Here is a 21,390-nt window from a genome sequence, read left to right as displayed (position 1 = left end):
CGTGCTTCAGGCGGCGACGGCCCTGAGCTGGCCGTCTTCGGCGTCAGGCCGCAGGATCTGCCGGGAGAAGGATTCGATGCGTCCGCTGCGCTCGTCCAGCCCGTTCAGCACTTCCTCCAGCTGCGCGATGCGGCTTTCCAGCGTGTCGGTCGCCTCGTGGATGCGCTCGATCGAGTCGACCCGGCGACGCAGTTGCTTCTGATGCTCGCGTACCTGCGCCTCCAGCGGCGTCATCACTGACTTGAGCCAGATCTCGATATCGCGGTTGAGATCGCGAAAGGTTTCCAGCACGCGGCTTGCAACAGTGGAGAACGCGCTTTGCACCAGTTGCGGACGCGAGCGGGTCAGCATGCTCATGGCGCCGAAGTGCGTCTGGGCCAGTGCCAGCGTCTGCTGCAGTTCGCTCACGTAGCGCGCGGTGACAAACTGGATCGGCGCCGGCAACGTGAAGCCGTGCTCGGCATTGAAGCGGCGGTACATGCTGTCGGTGAGCTGGTGTAGCTGGACGATCTTCTGGTCAGCCTCGCTGACCAGTTCGCCTAGCCGGGCGAACAGCCCGTCCATGTCCTCGCGCATGCCGCGCGAGAAGAAGCGCTCCTTCATCTGCTCGCGGCGCTCGCGCATGGTGCGGCGCACGTCGCGCAGTTGCAGGCTCTTGATGATATCGGCGCTGTGACGTCCGAACACAAGACGCAGCGCCTGGAACTTGGCGATGCTCTGCTCGAACTCTTCCTTTTCGGACTGCACACGCATCAGCATGTGCTTGACCATCGCGTGGTTCTTGCCGCGCAGGCCGCGCAACTCGAACAACTGCTCGACGATGCTGCGGCGGCGGCTCTGCAGCAGTTGCTGCGCGCCACGCGTCATTTCCTCCACCGAGCGCTGTACCTGGTCGGCGACGATCTCACGCCGCTGTGGAATCAGTTGATCCGACAGAACATGTTCGAATTGCGGCAGGCCGCTGCGCGCCAGCAAGTCGTCATCGTGCGTGACCTTGGCCACCAGGCCCTTCTGCGCCGACACCGGATAGACGCGCGACTCGTCGATCCCCAGCACCTGGGCGCTGTTGGTGACCTGGCGCGTAATCTCGGCCGCGGTCTCGGCCGGCGACTTGAGCGGGTCCCACAGACCGTCGATCTTGTTCAGCACCGCCAGGCAGCCCTTGCGGTGGCCCGCGCTAACATGGCTGCGCCAGAGATCCAGGTCGCTCTTGGTCACGCCGGCATCGGCGGCGAGCATAAACACCACGACATGCGCCTCCGGAATCAGGCGCAATGTCAGTTCCGGCTCGGTGCCGATCGCGTTGAGACCCGGTGTGTCAAGGATTACCAGACCCTGGCGCAGCAGCGGATGCGGGAAATTGATAACTGCATGGCGCCAGCGGGAAATCTCCACCATGCCGTCGGCATCGAGCGCGTAGGCGGCGTCGGGATCGTTCTCGTTATACAAGCCGAGCGATTCCGCCATCTCCCGGGTGACGCGGTTGGTCTCGATCACGTGCCGGAACGCATCGAGCATCCCATCCGGCGACGAGGGATCGAGCGGCACGGTATGCCAGTGCGCGTCGACGTCGAGGAAATCAGCAGTGGAGGCTTCCTGCAGGCGCGTCTCGATCGGCAGCAGGCGGATGCACGGCGCCTCGGCCTCGTCGTAGCGCAGCTCGGTCGGGCACATCGTGGTGCGCCCGGCGGATGACGGCAGGATGCGCCGGCCATAGTCTGCAAAGAAAATGGCGTTGATCAGTTCGCTCTTGCCCCGCGAGAACTCCGCGATGAAGGCTACCTTGAGCCGGTCGCTCTTGAGCACGCCCTGGATGCGCTGGACGCGTTCGTCGGCCTGGGCGTCGTAGAGATCGTGCTGCTGCAGCCAGGAGCGGAATTCGGCCAGGGAATTGAGCACCCCGGTTCTCCAGGCGCCGTATTGTTCGAATTGAAGGGCGAGGGTTGTCATTGGCACTGGGATCGGCTTGGCGAAAAGCCCCCGCGACGGCGCTGCAGGCCTGGCGTCTTGATGTCCGATAGCCTGCACCCGGGCGGTGACATGGTGTCTTTGTAACACTTTTTTACTTTGTTGAAGATACAGGTTTCCGGGGGATTTTTGTGAAATTCGAGTCGCCTGCGGGCCTCGCTGTTGCGCCGGCCCATCGGCCCGGTGCAACAGCATCGGGAAGTTACTCAATAAACACTTCGGTGCGGCGTCGGCCTTGAGGAGGGCGGCGCGGTTTCAGCGCTGGCAGGTAGGGCAATAGAAAGTCGAGCGCTGTCCCTGGACGATCTGCCGGATAGTGGTGCCGCAGACCCGGCAGGGATGCCCGGCACGGTCATACACGGCGCAATCCAGCTGGAAGTAGCCGCTGCTGCCATCGCTGCCGACGAAGTCGCGCAGCGTGCTGCCGCCGCGCTCGATGGCACGGGCCAGCGTGTCCCGCACCGCGACGGCAAGGCGTTCACAGCGCGCCAGGGAGAGCCGGCCAGCCGGCGTGGTGGGACGGATGCCGGCGGCAAACAGGCTCTCCGACGCATAGATATTGCCTACGCCCACCACGATGTCTCCCGCCAGGAGCACCGTCTTGATGGCTGCGCTGCGCCCGCGCCCGAGGCGGTACAGCCAGGCTCCGTCGAAGCGCGGATCGAAAGGCTCGACGCCAAGGTTGCGCAGCAGCGGATGTGTTGGCAACTGCGACTCTTCGAGCGGGCTCCAGAGCACAGCGCCAAAGCGGCGCGGGTCGCGAAAACGAAGCACCAGGCTGGTGCCGGTATCGGCGTGCGTGTCGGCGGGGTCCGCGAGGATCAGGTCGAGGTGATCGTGACTGCCCGCCGGCGGCGCTTGCGGCAGCACCCGCAAGGTACCCGTCATGCCGAGGTGGATCAGCAGCCAGCCCCGGTCATCTACTGGCGGCAGGCAAGGAGAGCCATCCGGAAAAAGGCTGGCCGCAGCCTGGCGCACACACTCCAGCAGCAGGTATTTGCCGCGCCGTTCGATGCGAGCGATCACCCGGCCGGTCAGTTGTGACTCGATATCCGGTTCAACCGGCCAGCGCAGGCCGCGATGGCGCACCACCACGTCGGCTATGCGCCGCCCCACCACGTGCGGCAGCAAGCCGCGGCGGGTCACTTCGACCTCCGGCAACTCTGGCATCGAACCTCTCCCTTTTGTGCCACTCCAACCGCCAGAGACCCAGTCATACTGGTGCCATGCGGATCAGCAAGGCATTGTAGCGGCAGGCTACAATGCCTTTAACATTCCCATCGCATTGAGTGCTGGAGCACCCACCCACATGTCGGACCGCCTGGACCGTACCCCGATGACCATCGCTCAAATTCTTCCTACCCGGCGCTCTACCCGGCGGCCGCTGCGTCACAGGCTCGCAGCCACGGCTGCGGCCGCGCTTGCGGTCTGCGCCATGGCGCCGCTTGCCAGCCATGCCGCGCCCCCGGAGGGCAGGCCCGCGATGAAGGTGGCGGCGGAAGCCATCACGCCAGTCCGCTCGAACCCGTTGCCGCCGAAGATGCCGCTGCCGGCGGTGCCGCTGAGCGCCGACATCCTGTACCGGGTCCTGGCGGCGGAAATCTCGGCCCAGCGCGGCGTGGTCGGTCCGGCTTACCAGACTTACCTGGAACTGGCCCGCAATACGCGCGACCCGCGCTTTGCCCAGCGCGCCACCGAGATCGCCTTCAATGCACGTAGCGCGCAGCAAGCGCTCGACGCTGCGCGCCTGTGGACCGAACTCGCGCCCACATCGGCTGGTGCGCGGCAAGTCCTTTCCACCCTGCTGGTCCTGAGCGGCCGCTGGGACGAAGCCGAACCCTTGCTGGCCCTGCAGCTCAATGGCGTGCCGCCAAGCCACCGGCCGGAGGCGATCCTGCAGATGCAGCAGCAGCTTTCGCGAACCAGCGATCCCGCCGGTGCCGCCGCCCTGCTGCAGCGCCTGACAGCGAGCGACGCCCGCTCTGCCGAAACCCACCTTGCCCTGGCCCGCGCCAAGGAAGCCGCCAACGACATTCCCGGCGCCCTGGCCGAACTCGACGAAGCCCAGCGCATCCGCCCCGACTATGAAGCCGCCGCGCTGATGGCGGCCGAATTGCGCGCCGACAGCGCACCGGACGAGGCCATCGCCGGCCTGAAGTCGTTCGTCGGCAAGGCCCCTGCTTCGGTCAACGGCCATATCACGCTGGCGCGCCTGTACTTGCAGCAGAACGACCTGCAAGCCGCCCGCGCCGAGTTCGAGACCCTGCGCAAGATAGCGCCCAAGGACCCGCGCGTGCCGCTCGCCCTTGGCCTGACCAGCCTGCAGTCCAAACGCTATGACGAAGCTGAGCAGTACCTGAAAGAGTATCTGCAACTGGCCGAGCAGGTGCCGGCCGCCAGCCCCGATATCGCCTACCAGTACCTGGCGCAGATCGCCGAGGAAAAGAAGGACTACCCCGCCGCCGTTGCGTGGCTCGACCGCATCGACGACAGCCGCCTGGCGCCCGCGGCCGCCGTCAAGCGCGCCCAGCTGCTTGGGCGCATGGGCAAGCTCGACGACGCACAGGCCGTGTTCAACGATATGCTGGCCGATGCCGAGGATATCGCCGAGCCCGACCAGCGCGCGCAGCGCATGACCGCGATCCGGCAGGCCGAGGTTGGCATGCTGATCGATGCCAAAGCCTACGRCCGCGCCCGCAAGGTGCTGGAGGAGCGCGTCGCTGCCGAGCCCGACAATTCGGACTGGGTCTACGAGCTGGCCATGCTCGACGAGCGCGAGAAGCGCTACGACAGCATGGAAAAGCGGCTGCGCCGGGTGATCGCGATGCAGCCCGACGCAAAGCAGGGCTACAACGCGCTCGGCTACTCCCTTGCGGACCGTAACGTGCGCCTGCCGGAAGCCCTCCAGTTGCTGGAGAAGGCCTCCGCGCTGGGACCGGACGATCCTTACATCATGGATAGCCTGGCCTGGGTCAAATTCCGCCTGGGCCAGTTGCAGCCAGCTGCCGAACTGCTCCGGAACGCCTACGCCAAGGCGCCCGAAGCGGAAATCGGTGCCCACCTGGGCGAGGTGCTGTGGCAACTCGGCCAGCAGGATGAAGCACGCAAGACCTGGAACGAAGCCGCCAAGATCGAGCCGGACAACGTCATCCTAATCGACACGCTGCGGCGCTATAACGTGCCGCTCTCCGCGCTCAAGTAATCTCCCGATTCATCCGACAGCCCGCAAACCTCCGCCGGGCCGGACGCCCGGCGCCCGGCTGCGCCGGTGCGGGCGCAAGACTACATGCATAAATCCCGACGCCTAGCCCTGCTCTGCCTGAGCGCCCCCGTCTGGCTTGCCGCCTGCGCCAGCATCACGCCAACGCGGCAGTTCGACGCCGGCGAGACCGCCAGGGCGCGCGACCTCAGCGGACGCTTCGCCGCCAACTACGTGCGCTACGGCCGCGAGGAAGGCGTACAGGGCAGCTTTCAATGGCACGAGCAAGGCCGCAACGTGCGGCTGGACCTGATCTCGCCGCTGGGGCAGACCCTTGCCGTGGTCACGTCCACCCCTTCCGGCGCGACGCTCGACCTCCCCAACCAGCCCCCGCGCAATGCGCCTGAGGTGGATACCCTGCTGGAAGAGGCGCTTGGCTTCTCGCTGCCGGTGGCCGGCATGCGCGACTGGCTGCACGCGCGCCCCGCGCCGGGCAGCCCGGCGCGCACCACCCGCGACGATAGCGGGCGGCTGGCCACCCTGGCGCAGAACGGCTGGACAGTACGCTATGTGTCGTGGCAGGAAACCCCTGCCGCGGCAACCGCAGCCACGGCGCTGCCGCGCCGTATCGACCTGGCACGCGATGGCGACGGCAGCCCGCTCTCCGTGCGCCTTGTGATCGATCCGGAGCAAGCGCAATGAATACTGCCCGTACCCTGCCCCCCGCTGAACTGCGCGGCTGCCCCGCTCCCGCCAAGCTGAATCTCTTCCTGCACGTGACCGGGCGTCGTGACGATGGCTATCACATGTTGCAGACGGTGTTCCAACTGGTGGACTGGAGCGATACGCTGGACTTCCGCCGCCGCGAAGATGGCCGCATCGAGCGCACCACCGAGGTAGCCGGCGTCCCGGCCGAGACCGACCTGATCGTGCGCGCCGCACGGGCGCTGCAGCAGGCCAGCGGAACCCGCTTTGGCGCCGACATCGCCATCGCCAAGCGGCTGCCGATGGGTGGCGGCATTGGCGGCGGCTCTTCGGATGCGGCCACCACGCTGCTGGCCCTGAACCACCTGTGGGGGCTGCACCTGGACCGCGATGAACTCAAGCGCATCGGCCTCGCGCTGGGCGCGGACGTGCCGTTCTTCCTGCATGGGGAAAACGCCTTCGCCGAGGGTGTTGGCGAGGAACTGACGACGGTCGCGTTGCCCGAAAGCTGGTTCGTGATCATCCACCCGCGCCAGCATGTTCCTACCGTTGCAATTTTTTCGGACGAGCGCTTGACAAGGGATACGCCCATCAGCATAATAGCGGACTTCACTGGATGCACAAACAAGTTCGGTTTCGGTCGCAACGACCTGGAAGCGATAGCAACAGTGAAGTTCGGCGAAGTTGCCCGAGCCCTTGAATGGCTGAGACAATACAGTCCCCATGCAAGGATGACCGGTTCCGGAGCCTGCGTGTTTGCGCGATTCAACGATTCGCAAACGGCGCAGCAGGTACTAGACCGGTTGCCTCCCGAATGGGATGGCAGGTGTGCGAAGAGTTTATCGCACCACCCGCTCGCAACGCTCGCATAAATAGTTTTTCGTTCGGCGTCGCAGGCAGTTGAATGTGACGATGGACGTGCCCGGTTGTGTAGGGGAGTCGCCAAGTTGGTCAAGGCACCGGATTTTGATTCCGGCATTCGAAGGTTCGAATCCTTCTTCCCCTGCCATTACATTCCTATAGTGTCCTTATGGACCCGCACGACAAAGCTGCCGGCACTAGCCGGCAGCAATCTTTCCCCCCTCCAGCAGCAAGACAGGTGCACCGAATGAGCAGCGAAGGCTTGATGGTTTTTACCGGCAACGCCAACCCCAAACTCGCGGAGGCTGTCGTGCAGCACCTCGGCATCCCGCTCGGGAAAGCCCAGGTCGGCCGGTTCTCCGACGGCGAAGTCCAAGTTGAAATCCAGGAAAATGTTCGCGGCAAGCACGTTATCGTGCTGCAGTCCACCTGCGCGCCGACCAACGACAACCTGATGGAACTGATGGTGATGGTCGATGCGCTCAAGCGCGCCTCGGCACGCAGCATCACTGCCGCCATGCCCTATTTCGGCTATGCCCGCCAGGACCGCCGCCCGCGTTCGGCGCGCGTCGCGATCTCGGCCAAGGTGGTAGCCAATATGCTGGAAGTCGCCGGCGTCGAGCGCGTCCTGACCATGGACCTGCACGCCGACCAGATCCAGGGCTTCTTCGATATCCCGGTTGATAACATCTACGCCTCCCCGGTTCTGCTGGGCGACCTGCGCGAGAAAAACTACGGCAATCTGCTGGTGGTCTCGCCCGACGTCGGCGGCGTGGTGCGCGCCCGTGCGCTGGCCAAGCAGCTGAACTGCGACCTGGCCATCATCGACAAGCGTCGTCCCAAGGCCAATGTGGCTGAAGTGATGAACATCATCGGTGAAGTCGACGGCCGCAACTGCGTGATCATGGATGACATGATCGACACCGGCGGCACGCTGTGCAAGGCCGCCCAGGTCCTTAAGGAGCGCGGCGCGCTGAAGGTGTTCGCYTACTGTACCCATCCGGTGCTGTCCGGCGGCGCGGCTGCCCGTATCGCCGACTCCGAACTGGATGAAGTGGTGGTGTGCGACACCATTCCGCTGCGCGACGATGCGATCCAGTCCGGCAAGATTCGCCAACTGTCGACCGCATCGCTGCTGGCGGAGACTTTCACCCGGATCGTCAAGGGCGACTCGATCATGTCGCTGTTTGCCGATTCCTGATAGAATTCAACGCTTTACCGCGTTTGCGGCCGTTTTTCGGGGACACCCCGGTTACGGTGCAGGCGCGATTCATCGGGCTGTCTGGTCGCGGACAGCCCTCTTACATTTGGAGTCATCATGAAAGTAGTAGCCTTCGAGCGTAGCGTACAGGGAACGGGTGCGAGCCGCCGCCTGCGCAACGCCGGCAAGACCCCCGGCATCATCTATGGCGGCGCAGCCGAGCCCAAGATGATCGAACTGGATCACAACGCGCTGTTCCATGCGCTGAAGAAAGAAGCATTCCACTCGTCGATTCTCGACCTCGAAGTGGAAGGCAAGGCTGAAAAGGCCCTGCTGCGCGCTTTCCAGATGCACCCGTTCAAGCCGCTGGTCCTGCACGTCGACTTCCAGCGCGTGTCGGCCACCGACAAGATCCACGTCAAGGTGCCGCTGCACTTCATGAACCAGGAAAACGCCCCGGGCGTGAAGCTGGGCCATGGCATCGTCAACCACATCCTGAACGAACTGGAAGTGTCGTGCCTGCCGGCCGACCTGCCTGAGTTCATCGAAGTGGACCTGGGTAACGCGGAACTGGGCCAGACCCTGCACCTGTCCGACGTGAAGCTGCCGAAGGGCGTGAGCGCCATCACCCACGGCGACGAAAACCCTGCTATCGCCAGCATCTCGCTGCCGGCCGGCGGCGTTGCTGCAGCCGAAGAAACGCCTGCTGCCTGAGTACCCTGAACGCGGCCTTCGGGACGTGCAACAGGACGGCTCTCGCAGCCGCAAGAAAAAACCGCCGGCGCGTCCGGCGGTTTTTTTTCGTGCGCCCAATCGAGTATCCTTGGCCCCTGGCAGCCCCTGCGCGATGCGAAGCGAGCCGTGAATGTTTGCCCATCCCGTATGGGGCGCCTTCTTTGCCTACGTTCTTGGCGTGACAAGAAAGTAGGTCGCCGCCCCGCAGGGGTGGTGAAACTGCCTTTGATTTTAGGCTTTTAGGCCTATGACACTGCAGTTAAGCAGTCGCAGTCAGATCCGCCTGAGTCCTCCCAACCAAGCAGTCCAACCCATGATCAAACTCATCGTCGGTCTCGGCAACCCCGGGGCGGAATACGAAGCCACCCGCCACAACGCCGGCTTCTGGCTGGTCGACCAACTGGCCCGCATGGGCGGCGCCACCCTGCGCGTTGAAGGCCGCTTCCACGGCCTGGCCGCGCGCGCGCGGCTATGGGACCAGGACATCTGGCTACTCAAGCCGTCCACGTTCATGAACCGCTCCGGCCAGTCAGTGGTATCGCTGGCGCGTTTCTACAAGATCCTGCCTGACGAAATCCTGGTAGCCCACGACGAAATGGACATGCCGCCCGGTACCGTCAAGCTCAAGCGCGGCGGCGGCGCCGGCGGCCACAACGGACTCAAGGACATTGCCGCGCACCTGACAACGCAGGACTACTGGCGCCTGCGCATCGGCGTGGGCCATCCGCGCAACTCGGCAAGCGGTGGCGGCGAGCGGGAGGATGTGATCAATTATGTATTGAAGCCGCCGCGCCGCGAGGAGCAGCAGGCCATCGACGAAGCCATCGACCGTAGCCTGGCGCCGCTGGCGCTGCTGGCCAGGGGCGAAAACGAACGCGCCATGCTGGAGTTGCACACCACCCGCTGAAGGCGCTTCGCAAGCAGCAAACCGCAGGCGGACCAATAAAAAAGCCCCGTCACCTCTCGGTGACGGGGCTTTTTTGTGCCGCAGGGCGCAATGCCCGCGTCAAGCCACCCGCTTGGCCGCCGTCAGCAGACGATAGCGCTGCATCAAGGTATCGCGCGTCTCGACCCGGTTGGGGTCGTTCGGGATGCAAGCCACCGGGCAAACCTGCTGGCATTGCGGCTCATCGAAGTGTCCGACGCATTCCGTGCATTTGTTGGGGTCGATCTCATAGATCTCGGGCCCCATCGAAATAGCTTCGTTTGGGCACTCGGGCTCACAAACGTCGCAGTTGATGCAGTCGTCGGTGATCATCAGTGCCATGGTGTTTCCTTTAAGCCAGACATGCCCGCGCCCGACTGGCCGCGGCCGACATGTCCCGAAGCTCTATTTTATTCCGGTTTGGCAATCTTCTCCTGAAGCCAGCGCTCGACCGACGGGAATACGAACTTGCTGACATCGCCGCCCAGCACCGCGATCTCGCGCACGAACGTGCCCGAGATGAACTGGTATTGGTCCGAGGGCGTCAGGAACATGGTTTCCACGTCCGGCAGCAGGTAGCGGTTCATGCCCGCCATCTGGAACTCATACTCGAAATCGGAGACGGCACGCAAACCCCGCACGATCACCCGCGCATTGTTCTTGCGCACGAAATCCTTGAGCAGGCCGGAGAAACCTTCGACTCGCACATTGGGATAGTGTCCCAGGACTTCGCGAGCGATGCCTATGCGCTCTTCCAGCGAAAAGAATGGGCGCTTGTTGGGGCTATACGCCACGCCGACCACGAGTTCATCGAAGATATTGGACGCTCTGCGCACCAGATCCTCGTGGCCCCGGGTCATTGGGTCGAAAGTGCCGGGATAGACCGCGACGACCATGCTTCCTCCTTATTCTGCCCGCTGCCGGTCCTGGACCGATCGACCCCGCCCGCTATGGTTGAGGGCTGGGGCCAAGGCTGCGTGACGAGCGTTGGCAACAGCGGCGTAGTGTAACTCTAAACGCGGTACTTGGAAGCCATTGCAACACGCTTTCGCGGCAGTGCCGCATCTAGCGTGCGATGGCCGGTCATGCCGCGTCCGCGCCCCCGAATCGATTATTCCTGTGCTGCAGCAAATGGAAATGCACCGCGCCCGCGCGGGCATGCCGCACGATCTCCAGCGCCGCCGGCACTGGGGCATCCGGGCCGGTCAACGCACGATCGGTTTCCACATAGACGGCACCGCCCGGCCGCGACAGCCGTGCCGCATGCTCCAGCGCAGGGCCCAGCCAATCCTCGGCAAACGGCGGATCGAGAAAAACCACGTCGAAGCTCGCTGACGGCATCTGCGCCGCCGTAGCAAATGCATCACCCTGCACAACCCGGATCTGCTGGGCGTCGAGGCGATACTGGTTGTCGCGCAATTGCTTGGCCACGCGCGGGTTGGCCTCCACCATTGTGACCTGCCGCGCACCGCGCGAAGCGGCTTCGAAGCCAAGTGCCCCAGAACCCGCAAACAGGTCGAGGCAGGCCAGCCCCGACATGTCCTGGCCGAGCCAGTTAAACAGAGTTTCACGCACGCGGTCGGGCGTGGGACGCAGCCCTTCGGCGTGGAGTACGGGCAGCGGCGTGCGCTTCCACTTGCCGCCGATGATGCGGACCTGCGCGGGTGCCTGCCGCGGCGAGGGGGAAGAGTTTCGCCCGCTGGCAGCGGGCGAGGGAGATCGGGTACGCGAATTCATGCCGTGATTGTAGAGCCTGCGGGTCAGATCGCGCGAGCGCCAGGGACCGAAGCGCCCGCACCACTCACGCCCTCATTCCGGCCCGCCCACGATCACAGTCGCCATGGCGTCGGGACGCACGTGACGCTGGAAGGCTTCCTTGACCTGGGCTCGCGTGATCTTGCCGATCTGCCTGGTCCAGGTATCGAGGTAGTCCAGCGGCAACCTGTACCAGCCGATATTGGCCACATTGGTCAGCAGCTTGCGGTTGCTGTCGATGCGCAGCGGGAAGCCATTGATGAGATTGTCCTTGGCGGCCTTCAGTTCGGCGTCGGTGGGGCCTTCCGCCACGTATTGCGCCAGCACCTTGCGCACCAGGGCCAATGCCTCGTTGGTCTGCGCCTTCTTGGTTTGCAGGCCGATGCCGAAGGGCCCTGCCTGCTTGGCCGGGGCGAAGTAGCTGTCGACACCATAGGTCAGGCCGCGCTTCTCCCGTACCTCATCGGTCAGGCGCGAGCTGAACCCACCGCCGCCGAGGACGTAGTTGCCTACCAGCAGGGCGAAGTAATCGGGATCGCCACGCGCGATGGCGGGCTGGCCAATCGCCACGGTGGCCTGTTGCGCCGGATGCGGCACTCGCTGCTCGCTAGCCGGGATCGTTGGCTGCACGGGCGGCATCGCAGGCGGCGTGGCTCCCGCGGGCAGGCCGCGGGTTAGCTGCTCGGCGATGGTCTCGGCCTGCTTGCGGTCGATGGCGCCGATCAGCGTCACGACAGCACGCGATGGCGCGTAATTGTCCCGCCAGAAACGCTCGATATCGGCCCGTGTGATCGATTCGACCGACGCCGCGGTCGGCGAAACGCCATACGGATGGGCGGGATAGATCGCCTTCGACACCATCTTGTCGGCAATCACCCCCGGCTTGGTGTCAGCCTCGCGGATCGCCGTGATCAGGCGTTGCTTCTCGCGCGCCACCACGGTGTCCGGGTAGGCCGGGGCCTTGATCAACTGACCAGCCAGCGCAAGCGACTGGCTGAGCTCCGGCTCGGAGGTCAGCGTGCGCAGGCCGATACCGCCCCGATCGCTGCTGGCGGCACCGCCGAAATCGGCGCCCGTGTCGGCGAAGGCGTCGGCAACCTGCGCTTCGTTGCGCGCTGGCTGGCCGTCCTGCGCGGCGGCGCCCTTGTCGAGCAGGGCTGACGCGAGCGTGGCAAGGCCGGCCTTGCCCGGCGGGTCATAGCGGCTGCCGGCGTCGAAATCGATATTGACGTCGAGCATGGGGATGGACGGGCTGCGCACGAAATACACGCGGGCGCCGGTAGAGGTGGTCCATTGTTCGATCGGGATGGCAGCCAGCGCGGCCTGCGAAGCGATCAGGGCAAGCGCGCCGAAGGCAGCGCCTGCGATACGGCGCAGCACGCGCGGCGACGGGATCGTCGGGGCAAAGAGAGACATCGTCGGTCCTCTGAAAGGCTTTAGCGGAGCGAGCCGGCGTCAACCGGTGCCTTTGGCTTGTTCGGGTCGATGGGTTGCGGCAGCAGGGTCGCCACGGTCAGGTTATCGTCGTTGAAGTACTTGCCGGCCACCGCTTGCACCTGCGCAGGCGTGACTTCCTTGACCTTCTCCAGCATGCGGTCGAGCTTGCGCCAGGAAATGCCTGAAATCTCGGCCACGCCGATTTCCATGCCCTGGCCGAACACCGAGTCGCGCTTGTAGATCTGCGCCGCCACGACCTGCGCCTTGACGCGCTTGAGTTCTTCAGGCGAAACCCCTTCGCGGGCGATGCGGGCGATCTCGTCGCGCAGCGCGCGCTCGATCTCCTCGGTGGTGTGGCCATTGGCCGGCGTGCCATCGAGCACCATGATGGACTCGCCGCGATTGATGCTGTCGTAGCCCACGTTGACGTCGTCGGCAATGCGGCGCTCGCGCACCAGGTCTCGCGTCAGGCGGGCATTGTCGTAGCCGTTCAGCACGGCCGACAGGACCTCCAGCGCGTAGGGATCGACGTCCTTCTCGACATCGTGCAGGCGCGGCACCTTGTACGCCATCACGATGTACGGGTTCTCCGCGGGAGCCTTGACCCAGATCCGCTTGATGCCCTTCTGCACCGGCTCCAGCTGGTCCTTGCGCAACGGCAGGGGACGCGCCTTGAGCTTGCCGTAGATGCGTTCAGCAAGCGTCCTGACCTCGGCCGCCGTGACGTCGCCGGTAACGACGAGCAGGGCGTTGTCGGGCACGTACCAGTTCTTGTACCAGGCCTGCACGTCCTCGACGCGCATGTTGACGAGGTCAGCCGGCCAGCCGATCACGGGATGGCGGTAGGGCGCCGCCGTGAACACGGTGGCCAGCAACTGCTCGTAGACGGTGCCGCGCGCGGAGTCGTCGGTGCGCAGGCGCCGCTCTTCCATCACGACCTTCATCTCCCGCTCGAACTCATCCTTCTTGATGATGAGATTGGCCATGCGGTCGGCCTCGAGCTCCATCATCCTGGGCAGATACTGTTTGCTGATCTGCTGGTAGTACAGGGTGAAGTCGCGGTTGGTCAGTGCGTTCTCGCGCCCACCCAACGCCGCTATCTGCTTGGAAAACTCCCCCGGCCCGACCTTTGGTGTACCCTTGAACATCATGTGTTCAAGCATGTGCGCCACGCCMGTGGTGCCGCTSACCTCGTCGATGCCGCCCGCGCGGTACCAGATCTGGTGTGCTACGGTGGGCGCGCGGTGATCTTCCTTGACGATGACCCGCATGCCGTTGGACAGCTTGAATTCGGTGGTATTGRCCTCCGCCGCGGCGTTTTGGGACGCGGCGGCCTGTCCGGTGGACAGCGGCGGCGCCACCACGCCGGTCTGCGCGTAAGCGGCGCCGAACCAGGGCATGGCGATCAACAGGAGGGTGGGAATAAGGCGCCGGGAGAAAGCGGCCGGGCGAATAGCGCCGGCGCCGGCAAGAGGCGATGCGGTACGGGCGGCGCCCGACCTGGACCTGACAGCACAATGGTTCATGCGACCCCGTCTGCTAGAATTTTGGCGATTGATTCTACCGGGGTATTGACCCCTTTCCCAATGTTTAGTTTCTGGAAGAAGCGCAAGGCCGAACCGGCCAGCGCGCCACCCGAGGCGCAGGTCCCCGCGCCCGTTGCAGCGCCCGCACCAGCGCCCGCCGGTGCGTCAGCCCCGGTTCCCGCTGCTGTACCCGGCCCGGCCGCCGCCCCTCCAGCCCCGTCAGCGCACGCGCCGGCCGTCAGCGCGCCGGCCGCCCAACCGGTTTTCTCACCCGTCGTCCCGCCTGCCCATGCCGCTATCGGGGATATGGTCCTGACACCGCCACCGGCCGCCACCGCCGAGGCCAAGCGCGGCTGGATGCAGCGCCTGCGCACCGGCCTGTCCAAAACCAGCCGCAACCTGGGCACGCTGTTTGTCGGCGTCAAGGTGGACGAAGACCTGTTCGAGGAGCTGGAAACGGCCCTGATCATGGCGGACACGGGCGTCGAGGCAACCGAACACCTGCTGAGCGCGCTGCGCCGCCGCGTCAAGAACGAACGCATCGAGACCTCCGAGGGCGTCAAGATCGCACTGCGCGAACTGCTGGCCGACCTGCTGCGCCCGCTCGAGAAAACCATGGTGCTGGGCCGCGAGCAACCGATGGTGATGATGATCGCCGGTGTCAACGGCGCCGGCAAGACCACCAGCATCGGCAAGCTGTGCAAGCACTTCCAGAGCTATCACCAGTCCGTGCTGCTGGCGGCCGGCGACACCTTCCGCGCCGCCGCGCGCGAGCAATTGACGATCTGGGGCGAGCGCAACAATGTGACCGTGGTCTCGCAGGAGAGCGGCGACCCGGCCGCGGTGATCTTCGACGCGGTCAACGCGGCGCGCGCACGCGGCATCGATATCGTGATGGCCGATACCGCGGGCCGCCTGCCCACGCAGTTGCATCTGATGGAGGAGCTGAAGAAGGTCAAGCGCGTCATCGCCAAGGCGATGCCGACCGCGCCCCACGAGTCGCTGCTGGTGATCGATGCCAATACGGGCCAGAACGCGCTGTCCCAGGTCAAGGCCTTCGACGATGCGCTGGGGCTGACCGGGCTGATCGTGACCAAGCTCGACGGCACCGCCAAGGGCGGCATCCTGGCCGCGATCGCGCGCCAGCGGCCGGTGCCGGTCTACTTCATCGGCGTGGGCGAAAAGGTCGAAGACCTCCAGCCCTTCAATGCCGATGAATTTGCCGAAGCGCTGCTGGGCTGAACGCGGCGGCAACGAAAAGCCCCGCAACTGCTTGCGGGGCTTTTTCTTTACGCCTGCCAGCGCCGGACCTGCGCGCCAGGCTTACTCGGCGTCCGGCTGCGCCTTGGGCTCGGCCTGCTGGAACGCGGGCAGCGCCATGCAAGACTCGAACACCTTGGCAATCGCCGGATAGCGGCCAACATCGATATTGAAACGCTGCGCGTTGAACACCTGCGGCACCAGGCAGATATCGGCCAGCGTCGGCGTATCGCCGAAGCAGAAACGCCCTGCCTTGCCCGAGCGCACCAGGTTGGTATTCACCGACTCGAAACCCAGTTCGACCCAGTGGCGGTACCAGGCGTCCTTGGCTTCCTCCGCCACGCCCAGCGTGTGCTTGAGGTACTTCAGCACGCGCAGGTTGTTCAGCGGATGAATTTCGCACGCGACCTCAAGCGCCACCGCGCGAATGTAGGCACGATCCAGCGCGGTGCCCGGCAGCAAGGGCGGCTCGGGATGCGTCTCGTCGAGGTACTCGACCATCGCCACCGACTGGATCAATACCTGGTCATCGTCGACCAGGGTCGGCACCAGCGCATCGGGATTGAGCGAGCGGTAGGCCGGCAGCAGTTGCTGGCCGCCGTCGCGCAACAGATGCACCGGCACATACTCATAAGGCAGGCCCTTGAGCCGCAGCGCGATGCGCACCCGGTACGACGCCGAGCTGCGAAAGTAGCTGTAGAGCTTGAACATAGGCTCAGACCACCTTGACGGTCAGTTCGCCCACGCCTTCGATCTTGCACTGCATGATGTCGCCCTTCACCACCGGGCCCACGCCTTCTGGCGTGCCGCTATAGATCAGGTCGCCGGGCTGCAGCTCAAACAGCCTGGAGAGATAAGACACCATCTCGGGCACCGACCAGATCAGGTCCGAAAGATCGCCGCGCTGCTTCTCGACGCCATTGACGGACAGCGTCACCGCGCCCTTCTCCGGATGGCCGATGGCGGACACCGGCACAATCGGGCCGATGGGGGCGGACTTGTCGAAGGCCTTGCCGGTTTCCCATGGGCGGCCGGTTTTCTTGGATTCGTTCTGCAAGTCGCGGCGCGTCATGTCGAGGCCGAGGGCATAGCCGAACACGTGGCTGGCGGCGTCCGCCTCGGCGATGTCCTTGCCGCCCTTGCCGATGGCGACGACCAGTTCCACTTCATAGTGGCAGTTGCCRGTGCCCTGCGGATAGGGGAAGGTGCCTTCGCTGCCGTCGGCCACGTAGCTCACCGCGTCGGCGGGCTTGCAGAAGAAGAACGGCGGCTCGCGGTCGGGATCCGAACCCATTTCACGCGCATGCGCGGCATAATTGCGGCCCACGCAGTAAACCCGGCGCACCGGGAACTGAGCGCTGCTGCCGCGCACGGGCACGCCGTTGGGCGCCGGCGGGGCAAATACGAATTCGGTCATCCTTCTCTCCAGACTTGTGCACTGTGTTTTAGGCTACGCACCGGCATGCGGCGTCGCCAGCAGACGCCCCGCCGCGCAGCAGGGCAATAGCATACACCGGCGGTTCCCGCCGCGTATGCCGGCAAACCATTGAATCCGGGAAACCCCGCAATACAATTAGAAGCATCTCGGCGCGAATCTTGCATGGCACGAGAGATCCCAAGTGACGCCATGAACCGACGCCCCCCAGCCCCTCCCAGTCCGACGAGTCCCGCGCCCGCCTCCGCCGCGGGTTCGCGCACGCTGCGCATCCTGCTGGTGCGCGATCCCCACGACGCCGACCCGCTCAACGTCGAGACGATCCATGCCGGGCTGGTGTCGGCGGGCTTCACCGACATCGAGACGGTGGACGCCGACCTGCGGCTCCCCGACGCGATCGCCGCGCGGCAGCCGGACCTGATCATCATCGCCTCGGAATCGGCGGCGCGCGATACAGTCGAGCACGTATGCGTCTCCACCCAGCACGCGCCGCGCCCCATCGTGCTCTTTACGGACAACGACGACGCCCAGCGCATCAAGGCCGCGCTGACGGCAGGCATTACCGCCTACATCGTCGACGGGCTGCGCGCCGATCGCGTGAAGACCGTGCTCGACGTGGCGTATGCGCGCTTCGAACTGGATCAGGAGTTGCGCGCCGAGCTGGATGCCACACGCCTGCAGCTGGCCGAGCGCAAGGAAGTCGAACGCGCCAAGGGCCTGCTGATGAAAGAGCGCGGCATGAGCGAGGAAGAGGCTTATAAGCGGCTGCGCAGCATGGCCATGGAGCGTGGCATCAAGCTCGTCGAAGCGGCACGGCGCGTCATCGATGTAATGAGTTAAGGCGCGGGCGACGCCCCGCACGCGCTTGGTGCAATGCACAAGGATGGCGCTGCCGCCCTACCGCCCGCGCACCGGTACCGCCCGCCGCCCTGCCCCTTCGGGCCAGGGCGTCACCGCGTTCGCGCGAATATTGACTGCACCCTGCATAACAAGCTTGGCACGCGGCTTGCGTAATCCAGACATCGGCCAACGACGGCCGATCACAAACCGATGTGCGCCGCCAACGACGGCCGCGCCGCATCACGGGACAACGGCGTCCTGAACTGCCCCGCATTCTTGGCGAAAGCGGCGCGGTTCAGGACGCTTTTCATTTGGAGCCGTGGAATGCCCTCTCGCCTGAAGATTGCCAAGCCGCTGCACGCCGCGGTTGCCACCGACGCCAGCGCCGCCGGCGCCGATGCGGTACCCGCCAGCAGCGGCCGCCGCCGCGCCCTGGCCACCATCGCCGGCGCCAGCGTGATCACGCTGGTCGACCCGCTCGTGCGCGCCGGAGCCTGGGCAGCCGGCTCGGATGCGCCGGAAAAGCCGGAAGTGCGGATCGGCTTTATCCCGCTGACGGACTGCGCTTCGGTAGTGATGGCCGGCACGCTCGGCTTCGACAAGAAATACGGCATCAAGATCACGCCCACCAAGGAAGCCTCCTGGGCCGGCGTGCGCGACAAGCTGGTCAACGGCGAACTCGATGCGGCACACGTGCTGTACGGCCTGATCTACGGCGTGCAGCTCGGCATCGGCGGGCCCAAGAAAGACATGGCCGTGCTGATGAACCTGAACCACAATGGCCAGGCCATCACGCTGTCGTCCAAACTGGCGGAAAAAGGCGTCAAGGACGGTGCCAGCCTGAAAGCGCTGATGGCCAGGGAAAAGCGCGATTACACCTTCGCCCAGACCTTCCCCACTGGCACCCACGCGATGTGGCTGTACTACTGGCTGGCCGCCAACGGCATCAACCCGATGCAGGACGCCAAGGCCATCACCGTGCCGCCGCCGCAGATGGTGGCCAATATGCGCGTGGGGAAYATGGACGGATTCTGCGTGGGCGAGCCCTGGGGCGCGCGCGCAATCGCCGACAAGATCGGCTTTACCGCCGAGACCACGCAGGCGATCTGGAAGGATCACCCCGAAAAGACCCTGGGCACCACCGCCGAGTTCGTGCAGAAGTACCCCAATACGGCCCGCGCCATGGTTGCCGCCGTGCTGGAGGCATCGAAGTACATCGATGCCTCGGCCTCCAACCGCCGCAAGACCGCGGAAACGATTGCCGCCAAGTCCTATGTCAACACGGATATGGACATCATCCTGGACCGCATGCTTGGCCGCTACAGCAATGGCCTGGGCAAGACCTGGGACGATCCCGACTCGATGAAGTTCTACCAGGACGGCAGCACCAACTATCCCTTCCTCTCCGACGGCATGTGGTTCCTCACGCAGCACAAGCGCTGGGGCTTGCTCAAGGACCACCCCGACTACCTGGCGGTGGCGAAGAAGGTCAACCGCATCGACGTCTACAAGCAAGGTGCCGCGGCCGCGCAGGTGCCAGTACCCAAGAGCGACTTCCGTACCGCGAAGCTGCTGGACGGCGTGGTGTGGGATGCCAGCAAGGATCCGAAGGCCTACGCCGACGGCTTCAAGATCAAGGCCTGAGCCCTGCGCGATTTCGCCTGATATCGCGCCGGCCGCACCGTTCGCCTGCCGAGTGATTTCGATTTGATTGCCGCTTGAACGCCGGCGTGGCGACACGCCGGCCCCTGAAGGAGCCTGACGTGAATGCACTTGCCCAGCCGGCCGCCCATGCCGGCACCCAAGCCGCGCCCGCAGACAGCGGCAGCCCCGCCGATCTCGCCGCGCCTGGCGACCAGCGGGCTCATGAACGCGCTCTGCGCAGTGCGGCACGGCGCGATGCCTTCGCGGCCATCGTGCTGAAGCTGATGCCGCCTGTTGCCGGCTTTGCGCTGTTCCTGCTGGTCTGGCACGGTATCGCCACGATGATCCCCGCCATCCCCACGCCGGCCGCTACCTGGCATGCCGCCGTGCCCTTGTTTGCCGACCCCTTCTACCGCAACGGCCCCAATGACCAGGGCATCGGCTGGAACGTGCTGGCGTCGCTGGCACGGGTCGCGGCAGGCTTCGGGCTGGCGGCGCTGATCGGCATCCCGGCCGGCTTCGCGCTGGGCCGCTTCGCTTTTCTCAACGCCATGATGGCGCCCATCATCAGCCTGCTGCGCCCGGTCTCGCCGCTGGCATGGCTGCCGATCGGGCTGCTGCTGTTCAAGTCTGCCAACCCGGCGGCGATATGGGCCATCTTCATCTGCTCGATCTGGCCGATGGTGATCAACACCGCGGTGGGCGTGACGCGCGTGCCGCAGGATTACCTGAATGTCGCGCGCGTGCTCGACCTGTCGGAGTGGAAGGTGTTCACACGCGTGCTGCTGCCGGCCGTCCTGCCTTACATGCTGACCGGCGTGCGGCTGTCGATCGGCACGGCCTGGCTGGTGATCGTGGCCGCGGAGATGCTGACCGGTGGCACCGGCATCGGCTTCTGGCTGTGGGACGAGTGGAACAACCTGAAGGTGGAGCACATCGTCATCGCGATCTTCATCATCGGCGTGGTCGGGCTGCTGCTCGAATACGCATTGCTGAGCCTGGCGAAGCGTTTCAGCTACGGCAACTAAGACGGCTACCGCGCGCAGCGCCAAGGAGAACCTCATGGAAAAGTTCGTCCGTATCGAAAACGTCGGGCAGACCTTCAAGACCAAGAAGGGGCCGTTCGTCGCCCTGCGCGATGTCAACCTGTCCATCGCCAGCGGCGAGTTCATCACGCTGATCGGCCACTCCGGCTGCGGCAAGTCCACCTTGCTCAACCTGCTGGCCGGACTGGACCGTCCCAGCGCCGGCGCACTGATCTGCGCCGAGCGCGAGATCGCCGGGCCCGGCCCGGATCGGGCGGTGGTGTTCCAGAACCACTCGCTGCTGCCCTGGCTGACCTGCTTCGAAAACGTCTACCTTGGCGTGGAACGCGTGTTCGGCGGCAGCGAAACCAAGGCGCAACTGAAGGCGCGCACCCACGACACGCTGGCCATGGTCGGGCTCACCCATGCCGAATCCAAGTATCCGCAGGAAATCTCGGGCGGCATGAAGCAGCGCGTGGGCATCGCGCGGGCGCTCGCGATGGAGCCCAAGRTGCTGCTGATGGAYGAGCCATTCGGCGCGCTGGATGCGCTSACCCGCGCGCACYTGCAGGACGAACTSATCAAGATCGTGGCCAAGACCCGCAGCACGGTGGTGATGGTGACCCATGATGTGGACGAAGCGGTGATGCTGGCCGACCGCATCGTCATGATGACCAACGGCCCGGCCGCCACGATCGGCGAAGTGCTGAAGGTGGACCTGCCACGGCCGCGCGAGCGCATGGCGCTGGCCGACGACAAGAACTATCACGCGTGCCGGACCGCGGTGCTGGACTTCCTGTATCGCAAGCAGCGCAATCCGGCGCTGAAGGAAGCCGCCTGAGCGGACGCCGGCAAGCGGGCGCGGCGGCATGGC

General features: G+C 65.2%; 20 protein-coding genes and 1 tRNA gene. 12 read left to right on the top strand and 9 right to left on the bottom strand.

The window, feature by feature from the left end; all coding sequences use genetic code 11:
• Positions 1-6: 6 nt before the first annotated feature.
• Both AC1DN0_RS20430 and mutM read right to left on the bottom strand, forming a co-directional pair.
• Entirely contained in the window at positions 7-1,950 is a 1,944-nt protein-coding gene (locus tag AC1DN0_RS20430) for a dynamin family protein (RefSeq protein WP_441627018.1), read from the bottom strand.
• Between the two features lie 273 nt (positions 1,951-2,223).
• Positions 2,224-3,138, bottom strand: coding sequence for a bifunctional DNA-formamidopyrimidine glycosylase/DNA-(apurinic or apyrimidinic site) lyase (gene mutM / locus AC1DN0_RS20425; RefSeq protein WP_441627016.1), 915 nt, complete (start codon positions 3,136-3,138; stop codon positions 2,224-2,226).
• A 139-nt stretch (positions 3,139-3,277) separates the two neighbouring features.
• Between mutM and AC1DN0_RS20420 the strand changes: the two genes are divergently transcribed.
• From AC1DN0_RS20420 to pth, 7 genes are all read left to right on the top strand, one after another.
• Complete coding sequence (locus tag AC1DN0_RS20420; protein ID WP_477145951.1) at positions 3,278-5,170, top strand: tetratricopeptide repeat protein; 1,893 nt, start codon at positions 3,278-3,280, stop codon at positions 5,168-5,170.
• 84 nt (positions 5,171-5,254) lie between these two features.
• On the top strand, positions 5,255-5,869 hold the full coding sequence (lolB, locus tag AC1DN0_RS20415; protein ID WP_441627012.1) for a lipoprotein insertase outer membrane protein LolB: 615 nt from the start codon (positions 5,255-5,257) through the stop codon (positions 5,867-5,869).
• A complete protein-coding gene (ispE, locus tag AC1DN0_RS20410) occupies positions 5,866-6,744 on the top strand; it encodes a 4-(cytidine 5'-diphospho)-2-C-methyl-D-erythritol kinase (protein WP_441627010.1) in 879 nt (292 codons plus the stop codon). The genes lolB and ispE overlap by 4 nt, the downstream gene beginning before the upstream one ends.
• Positions 6,745-6,804: 60 nt before the next feature.
• Positions 6,805-6,881 (top strand) — tRNA-Gln (locus AC1DN0_RS20405).
• Positions 6,882-6,980: 99 nt separating this feature from the next.
• Positions 6,981-7,934: a ribose-phosphate pyrophosphokinase gene (locus AC1DN0_RS20400; protein WP_017229695.1), complete on the top strand. Its 954-nt coding sequence runs from the start codon at positions 6,981-6,983 to the stop codon at positions 7,932-7,934.
• 117 nt (positions 7,935-8,051) lie between these two features.
• Positions 8,052-8,648 carry a 50S ribosomal protein L25/general stress protein Ctc gene (locus AC1DN0_RS20395; RefSeq protein WP_183032821.1) on the top strand — a complete coding sequence of 199 codons (597 nt, stop codon included), beginning with the start codon at positions 8,052-8,054 and terminating at the stop codon, positions 8,646-8,648.
• Between the two features lie 334 nt (positions 8,649-8,982).
• The gene (pth, locus tag AC1DN0_RS20390; protein ID WP_441627008.1) at positions 8,983-9,576 is read left to right on the top strand and encodes an aminoacyl-tRNA hydrolase; all 594 of its coding nucleotides are present in this window, start codon (positions 8,983-8,985) and stop codon (positions 9,574-9,576) included.
• A gap of 99 nt (positions 9,577-9,675) precedes the next feature.
• Here pth and AC1DN0_RS20385 read toward each other — a convergent pair whose 3' ends face one another.
• From AC1DN0_RS20385 to AC1DN0_RS20365, 5 genes are all read right to left on the bottom strand, one after another.
• Entirely contained in the window at positions 9,676-9,936 is a 261-nt protein-coding gene (locus AC1DN0_RS20385; protein ID WP_035861094.1) for a YfhL family 4Fe-4S dicluster ferredoxin, read from the bottom strand.
• A gap of 68 nt (positions 9,937-10,004) precedes the next feature.
• Positions 10,005-10,490 carry a pantetheine-phosphate adenylyltransferase gene (gene coaD, locus AC1DN0_RS20380; RefSeq protein ID WP_035861092.1) on the bottom strand — a complete coding sequence of 162 codons (486 nt, stop codon included), beginning with the start codon at positions 10,488-10,490 and terminating at the stop codon, positions 10,005-10,007.
• 187 nt (positions 10,491-10,677) lie between these two features.
• Entirely contained in the window at positions 10,678-11,331 is a 654-nt protein-coding gene (gene rsmD / locus AC1DN0_RS20375; protein WP_441627005.1) for a 16S rRNA (guanine(966)-N(2))-methyltransferase RsmD, read from the bottom strand.
• 72 nt (positions 11,332-11,403) lie between these two features.
• Positions 11,404-12,765 carry a M16 family metallopeptidase gene (locus tag AC1DN0_RS20370; RefSeq protein WP_441627003.1) on the bottom strand — a complete coding sequence of 454 codons (1,362 nt, stop codon included), beginning with the start codon at positions 12,763-12,765 and terminating at the stop codon, positions 11,404-11,406.
• A gap of 20 nt (positions 12,766-12,785) precedes the next feature.
• The gene (locus AC1DN0_RS20365) at positions 12,786-14,312 is read right to left on the bottom strand and encodes a M16 family metallopeptidase (protein WP_477145950.1); all 1,527 of its coding nucleotides are present in this window, start codon (positions 14,310-14,312) and stop codon (positions 12,786-12,788) included.
• A gap of 60 nt (positions 14,313-14,372) precedes the next feature.
• Here AC1DN0_RS20365 and ftsY point away from each other — a divergent pair, with 60 nt between their 5' ends.
• A complete protein-coding gene (gene ftsY / locus AC1DN0_RS20360) occupies positions 14,373-15,554 on the top strand; it encodes a signal recognition particle-docking protein FtsY (RefSeq protein ID WP_441626999.1) in 1,182 nt (393 codons plus the stop codon).
• 81 nt (positions 15,555-15,635) lie between these two features.
• Here ftsY and maiA read toward each other — a convergent pair whose 3' ends face one another.
• Together maiA and AC1DN0_RS20350 are read right to left on the bottom strand one after the other, a co-directional pair.
• Positions 15,636-16,283, bottom strand: a complete 648-nt coding sequence (maiA, locus tag AC1DN0_RS20355) for a maleylacetoacetate isomerase (protein WP_441626997.1) — start codon at positions 16,281-16,283, stop codon at positions 15,636-15,638.
• A 4-nt stretch (positions 16,284-16,287) separates the two neighbouring features.
• Entirely contained in the window at positions 16,288-16,989 is a 702-nt protein-coding gene (locus AC1DN0_RS20350) for a fumarylacetoacetate hydrolase family protein (protein WP_441626995.1), read from the bottom strand.
• A 210-nt stretch (positions 16,990-17,199) separates the two neighbouring features.
• On the opposite strand from AC1DN0_RS20350, the gene AC1DN0_RS20345 reads away from it, so the two are divergent.
• From AC1DN0_RS20345 to AC1DN0_RS20330, 4 genes are all read left to right on the top strand, one after another.
• Entirely contained in the window at positions 17,200-17,847 is a 648-nt protein-coding gene (locus AC1DN0_RS20345; protein ID WP_045241354.1) for an ANTAR domain-containing response regulator, read from the top strand.
• A 324-nt stretch (positions 17,848-18,171) separates the two neighbouring features.
• Entirely contained in the window at positions 18,172-19,491 is a 1,320-nt protein-coding gene (locus AC1DN0_RS20340; RefSeq protein WP_045241387.1) for a CmpA/NrtA family ABC transporter substrate-binding protein, read from the top strand.
• Positions 19,492-19,724: 233 nt separating this feature from the next.
• Positions 19,725-20,519, top strand: a complete 795-nt coding sequence (ntrB, locus tag AC1DN0_RS20335; RefSeq protein WP_235184883.1) for a nitrate ABC transporter permease — start codon at positions 19,725-19,727, stop codon at positions 20,517-20,519.
• 34 nt (positions 20,520-20,553) lie between these two features.
• Entirely contained in the window at positions 20,554-21,357 is an 804-nt protein-coding gene (locus tag AC1DN0_RS20330; RefSeq protein ID WP_477145949.1) for an ABC transporter ATP-binding protein, read from the top strand.
• Positions 21,358-21,390: the final 33 nt, after the last annotated feature.

It is taken from the genome of Cupriavidus sp. 05N39 (assembly GCF_056397325.1).
The sequence above is the reverse complement of the archived record's forward strand: the minus strand, read 5'-3'. Positions and strand labels throughout refer to the sequence as shown.

Excerpts from the sequence above, each read along its gene's own strand:
- rsmD (WP_441627005.1), bottom strand. The coding sequence starts at position 11,331 with ATGAATTCGCGTACCCGATCTCCCTCGCCCGCTGCCAGCGGGCGAAAC.
- ispE (WP_441627010.1), top strand. The coding sequence starts at position 5,866 with ATGAATACTGCCCGTACCCTGCCCCCCGCTGAACTGCGCGGCTGCCCC.
- coaD (WP_035861092.1), bottom strand. The coding sequence starts at position 10,490 with ATGGTCGTCGCGGTCTATCCCGGCACTTTCGACCCAATGACCCGGGGC.
- AC1DN0_RS20345 (WP_045241354.1), top strand. The coding sequence starts at position 17,200 with ATGAACCGACGCCCCCCAGCCCCTCCCAGTCCGACGAGTCCCGCGCCC.
- pth (WP_441627008.1), top strand. The coding sequence starts at position 8,983 with ATGATCAAACTCATCGTCGGTCTCGGCAACCCCGGGGCGGAATACGAA.
- maiA (WP_441626997.1), bottom strand. The coding sequence starts at position 16,283 with ATGTTCAAGCTCTACAGCTACTTTCGCAGCTCGGCGTCGTACCGGGTG.
- AC1DN0_RS20395 (WP_183032821.1), top strand. The coding sequence starts at position 8,052 with ATGAAAGTAGTAGCCTTCGAGCGTAGCGTACAGGGAACGGGTGCGAGC.
- AC1DN0_RS20430 (WP_441627018.1), bottom strand. The coding sequence starts at position 1,950 with ATGACAACCCTCGCCCTTCAATTCGAACAATACGGCGCCTGGAGAACC.
- ftsY (WP_441626999.1), top strand. The coding sequence starts at position 14,373 with ATGTTTAGTTTCTGGAAGAAGCGCAAGGCCGAACCGGCCAGCGCGCCA.
- AC1DN0_RS20370 (WP_441627003.1), bottom strand. The coding sequence starts at position 12,765 with ATGTCTCTCTTTGCCCCGACGATCCCGTCGCCGCGCGTGCTGCGCCGT.
- AC1DN0_RS20385 (WP_035861094.1), bottom strand. The coding sequence starts at position 9,936 with ATGGCACTGATGATCACCGACGACTGCATCAACTGCGACGTTTGTGAG.
- mutM (WP_441627016.1), bottom strand. The coding sequence starts at position 3,138 with ATGCCAGAGTTGCCGGAGGTCGAAGTGACCCGCCGCGGCTTGCTGCCG.
- lolB (WP_441627012.1), top strand. The coding sequence starts at position 5,255 with ATGCATAAATCCCGACGCCTAGCCCTGCTCTGCCTGAGCGCCCCCGTC.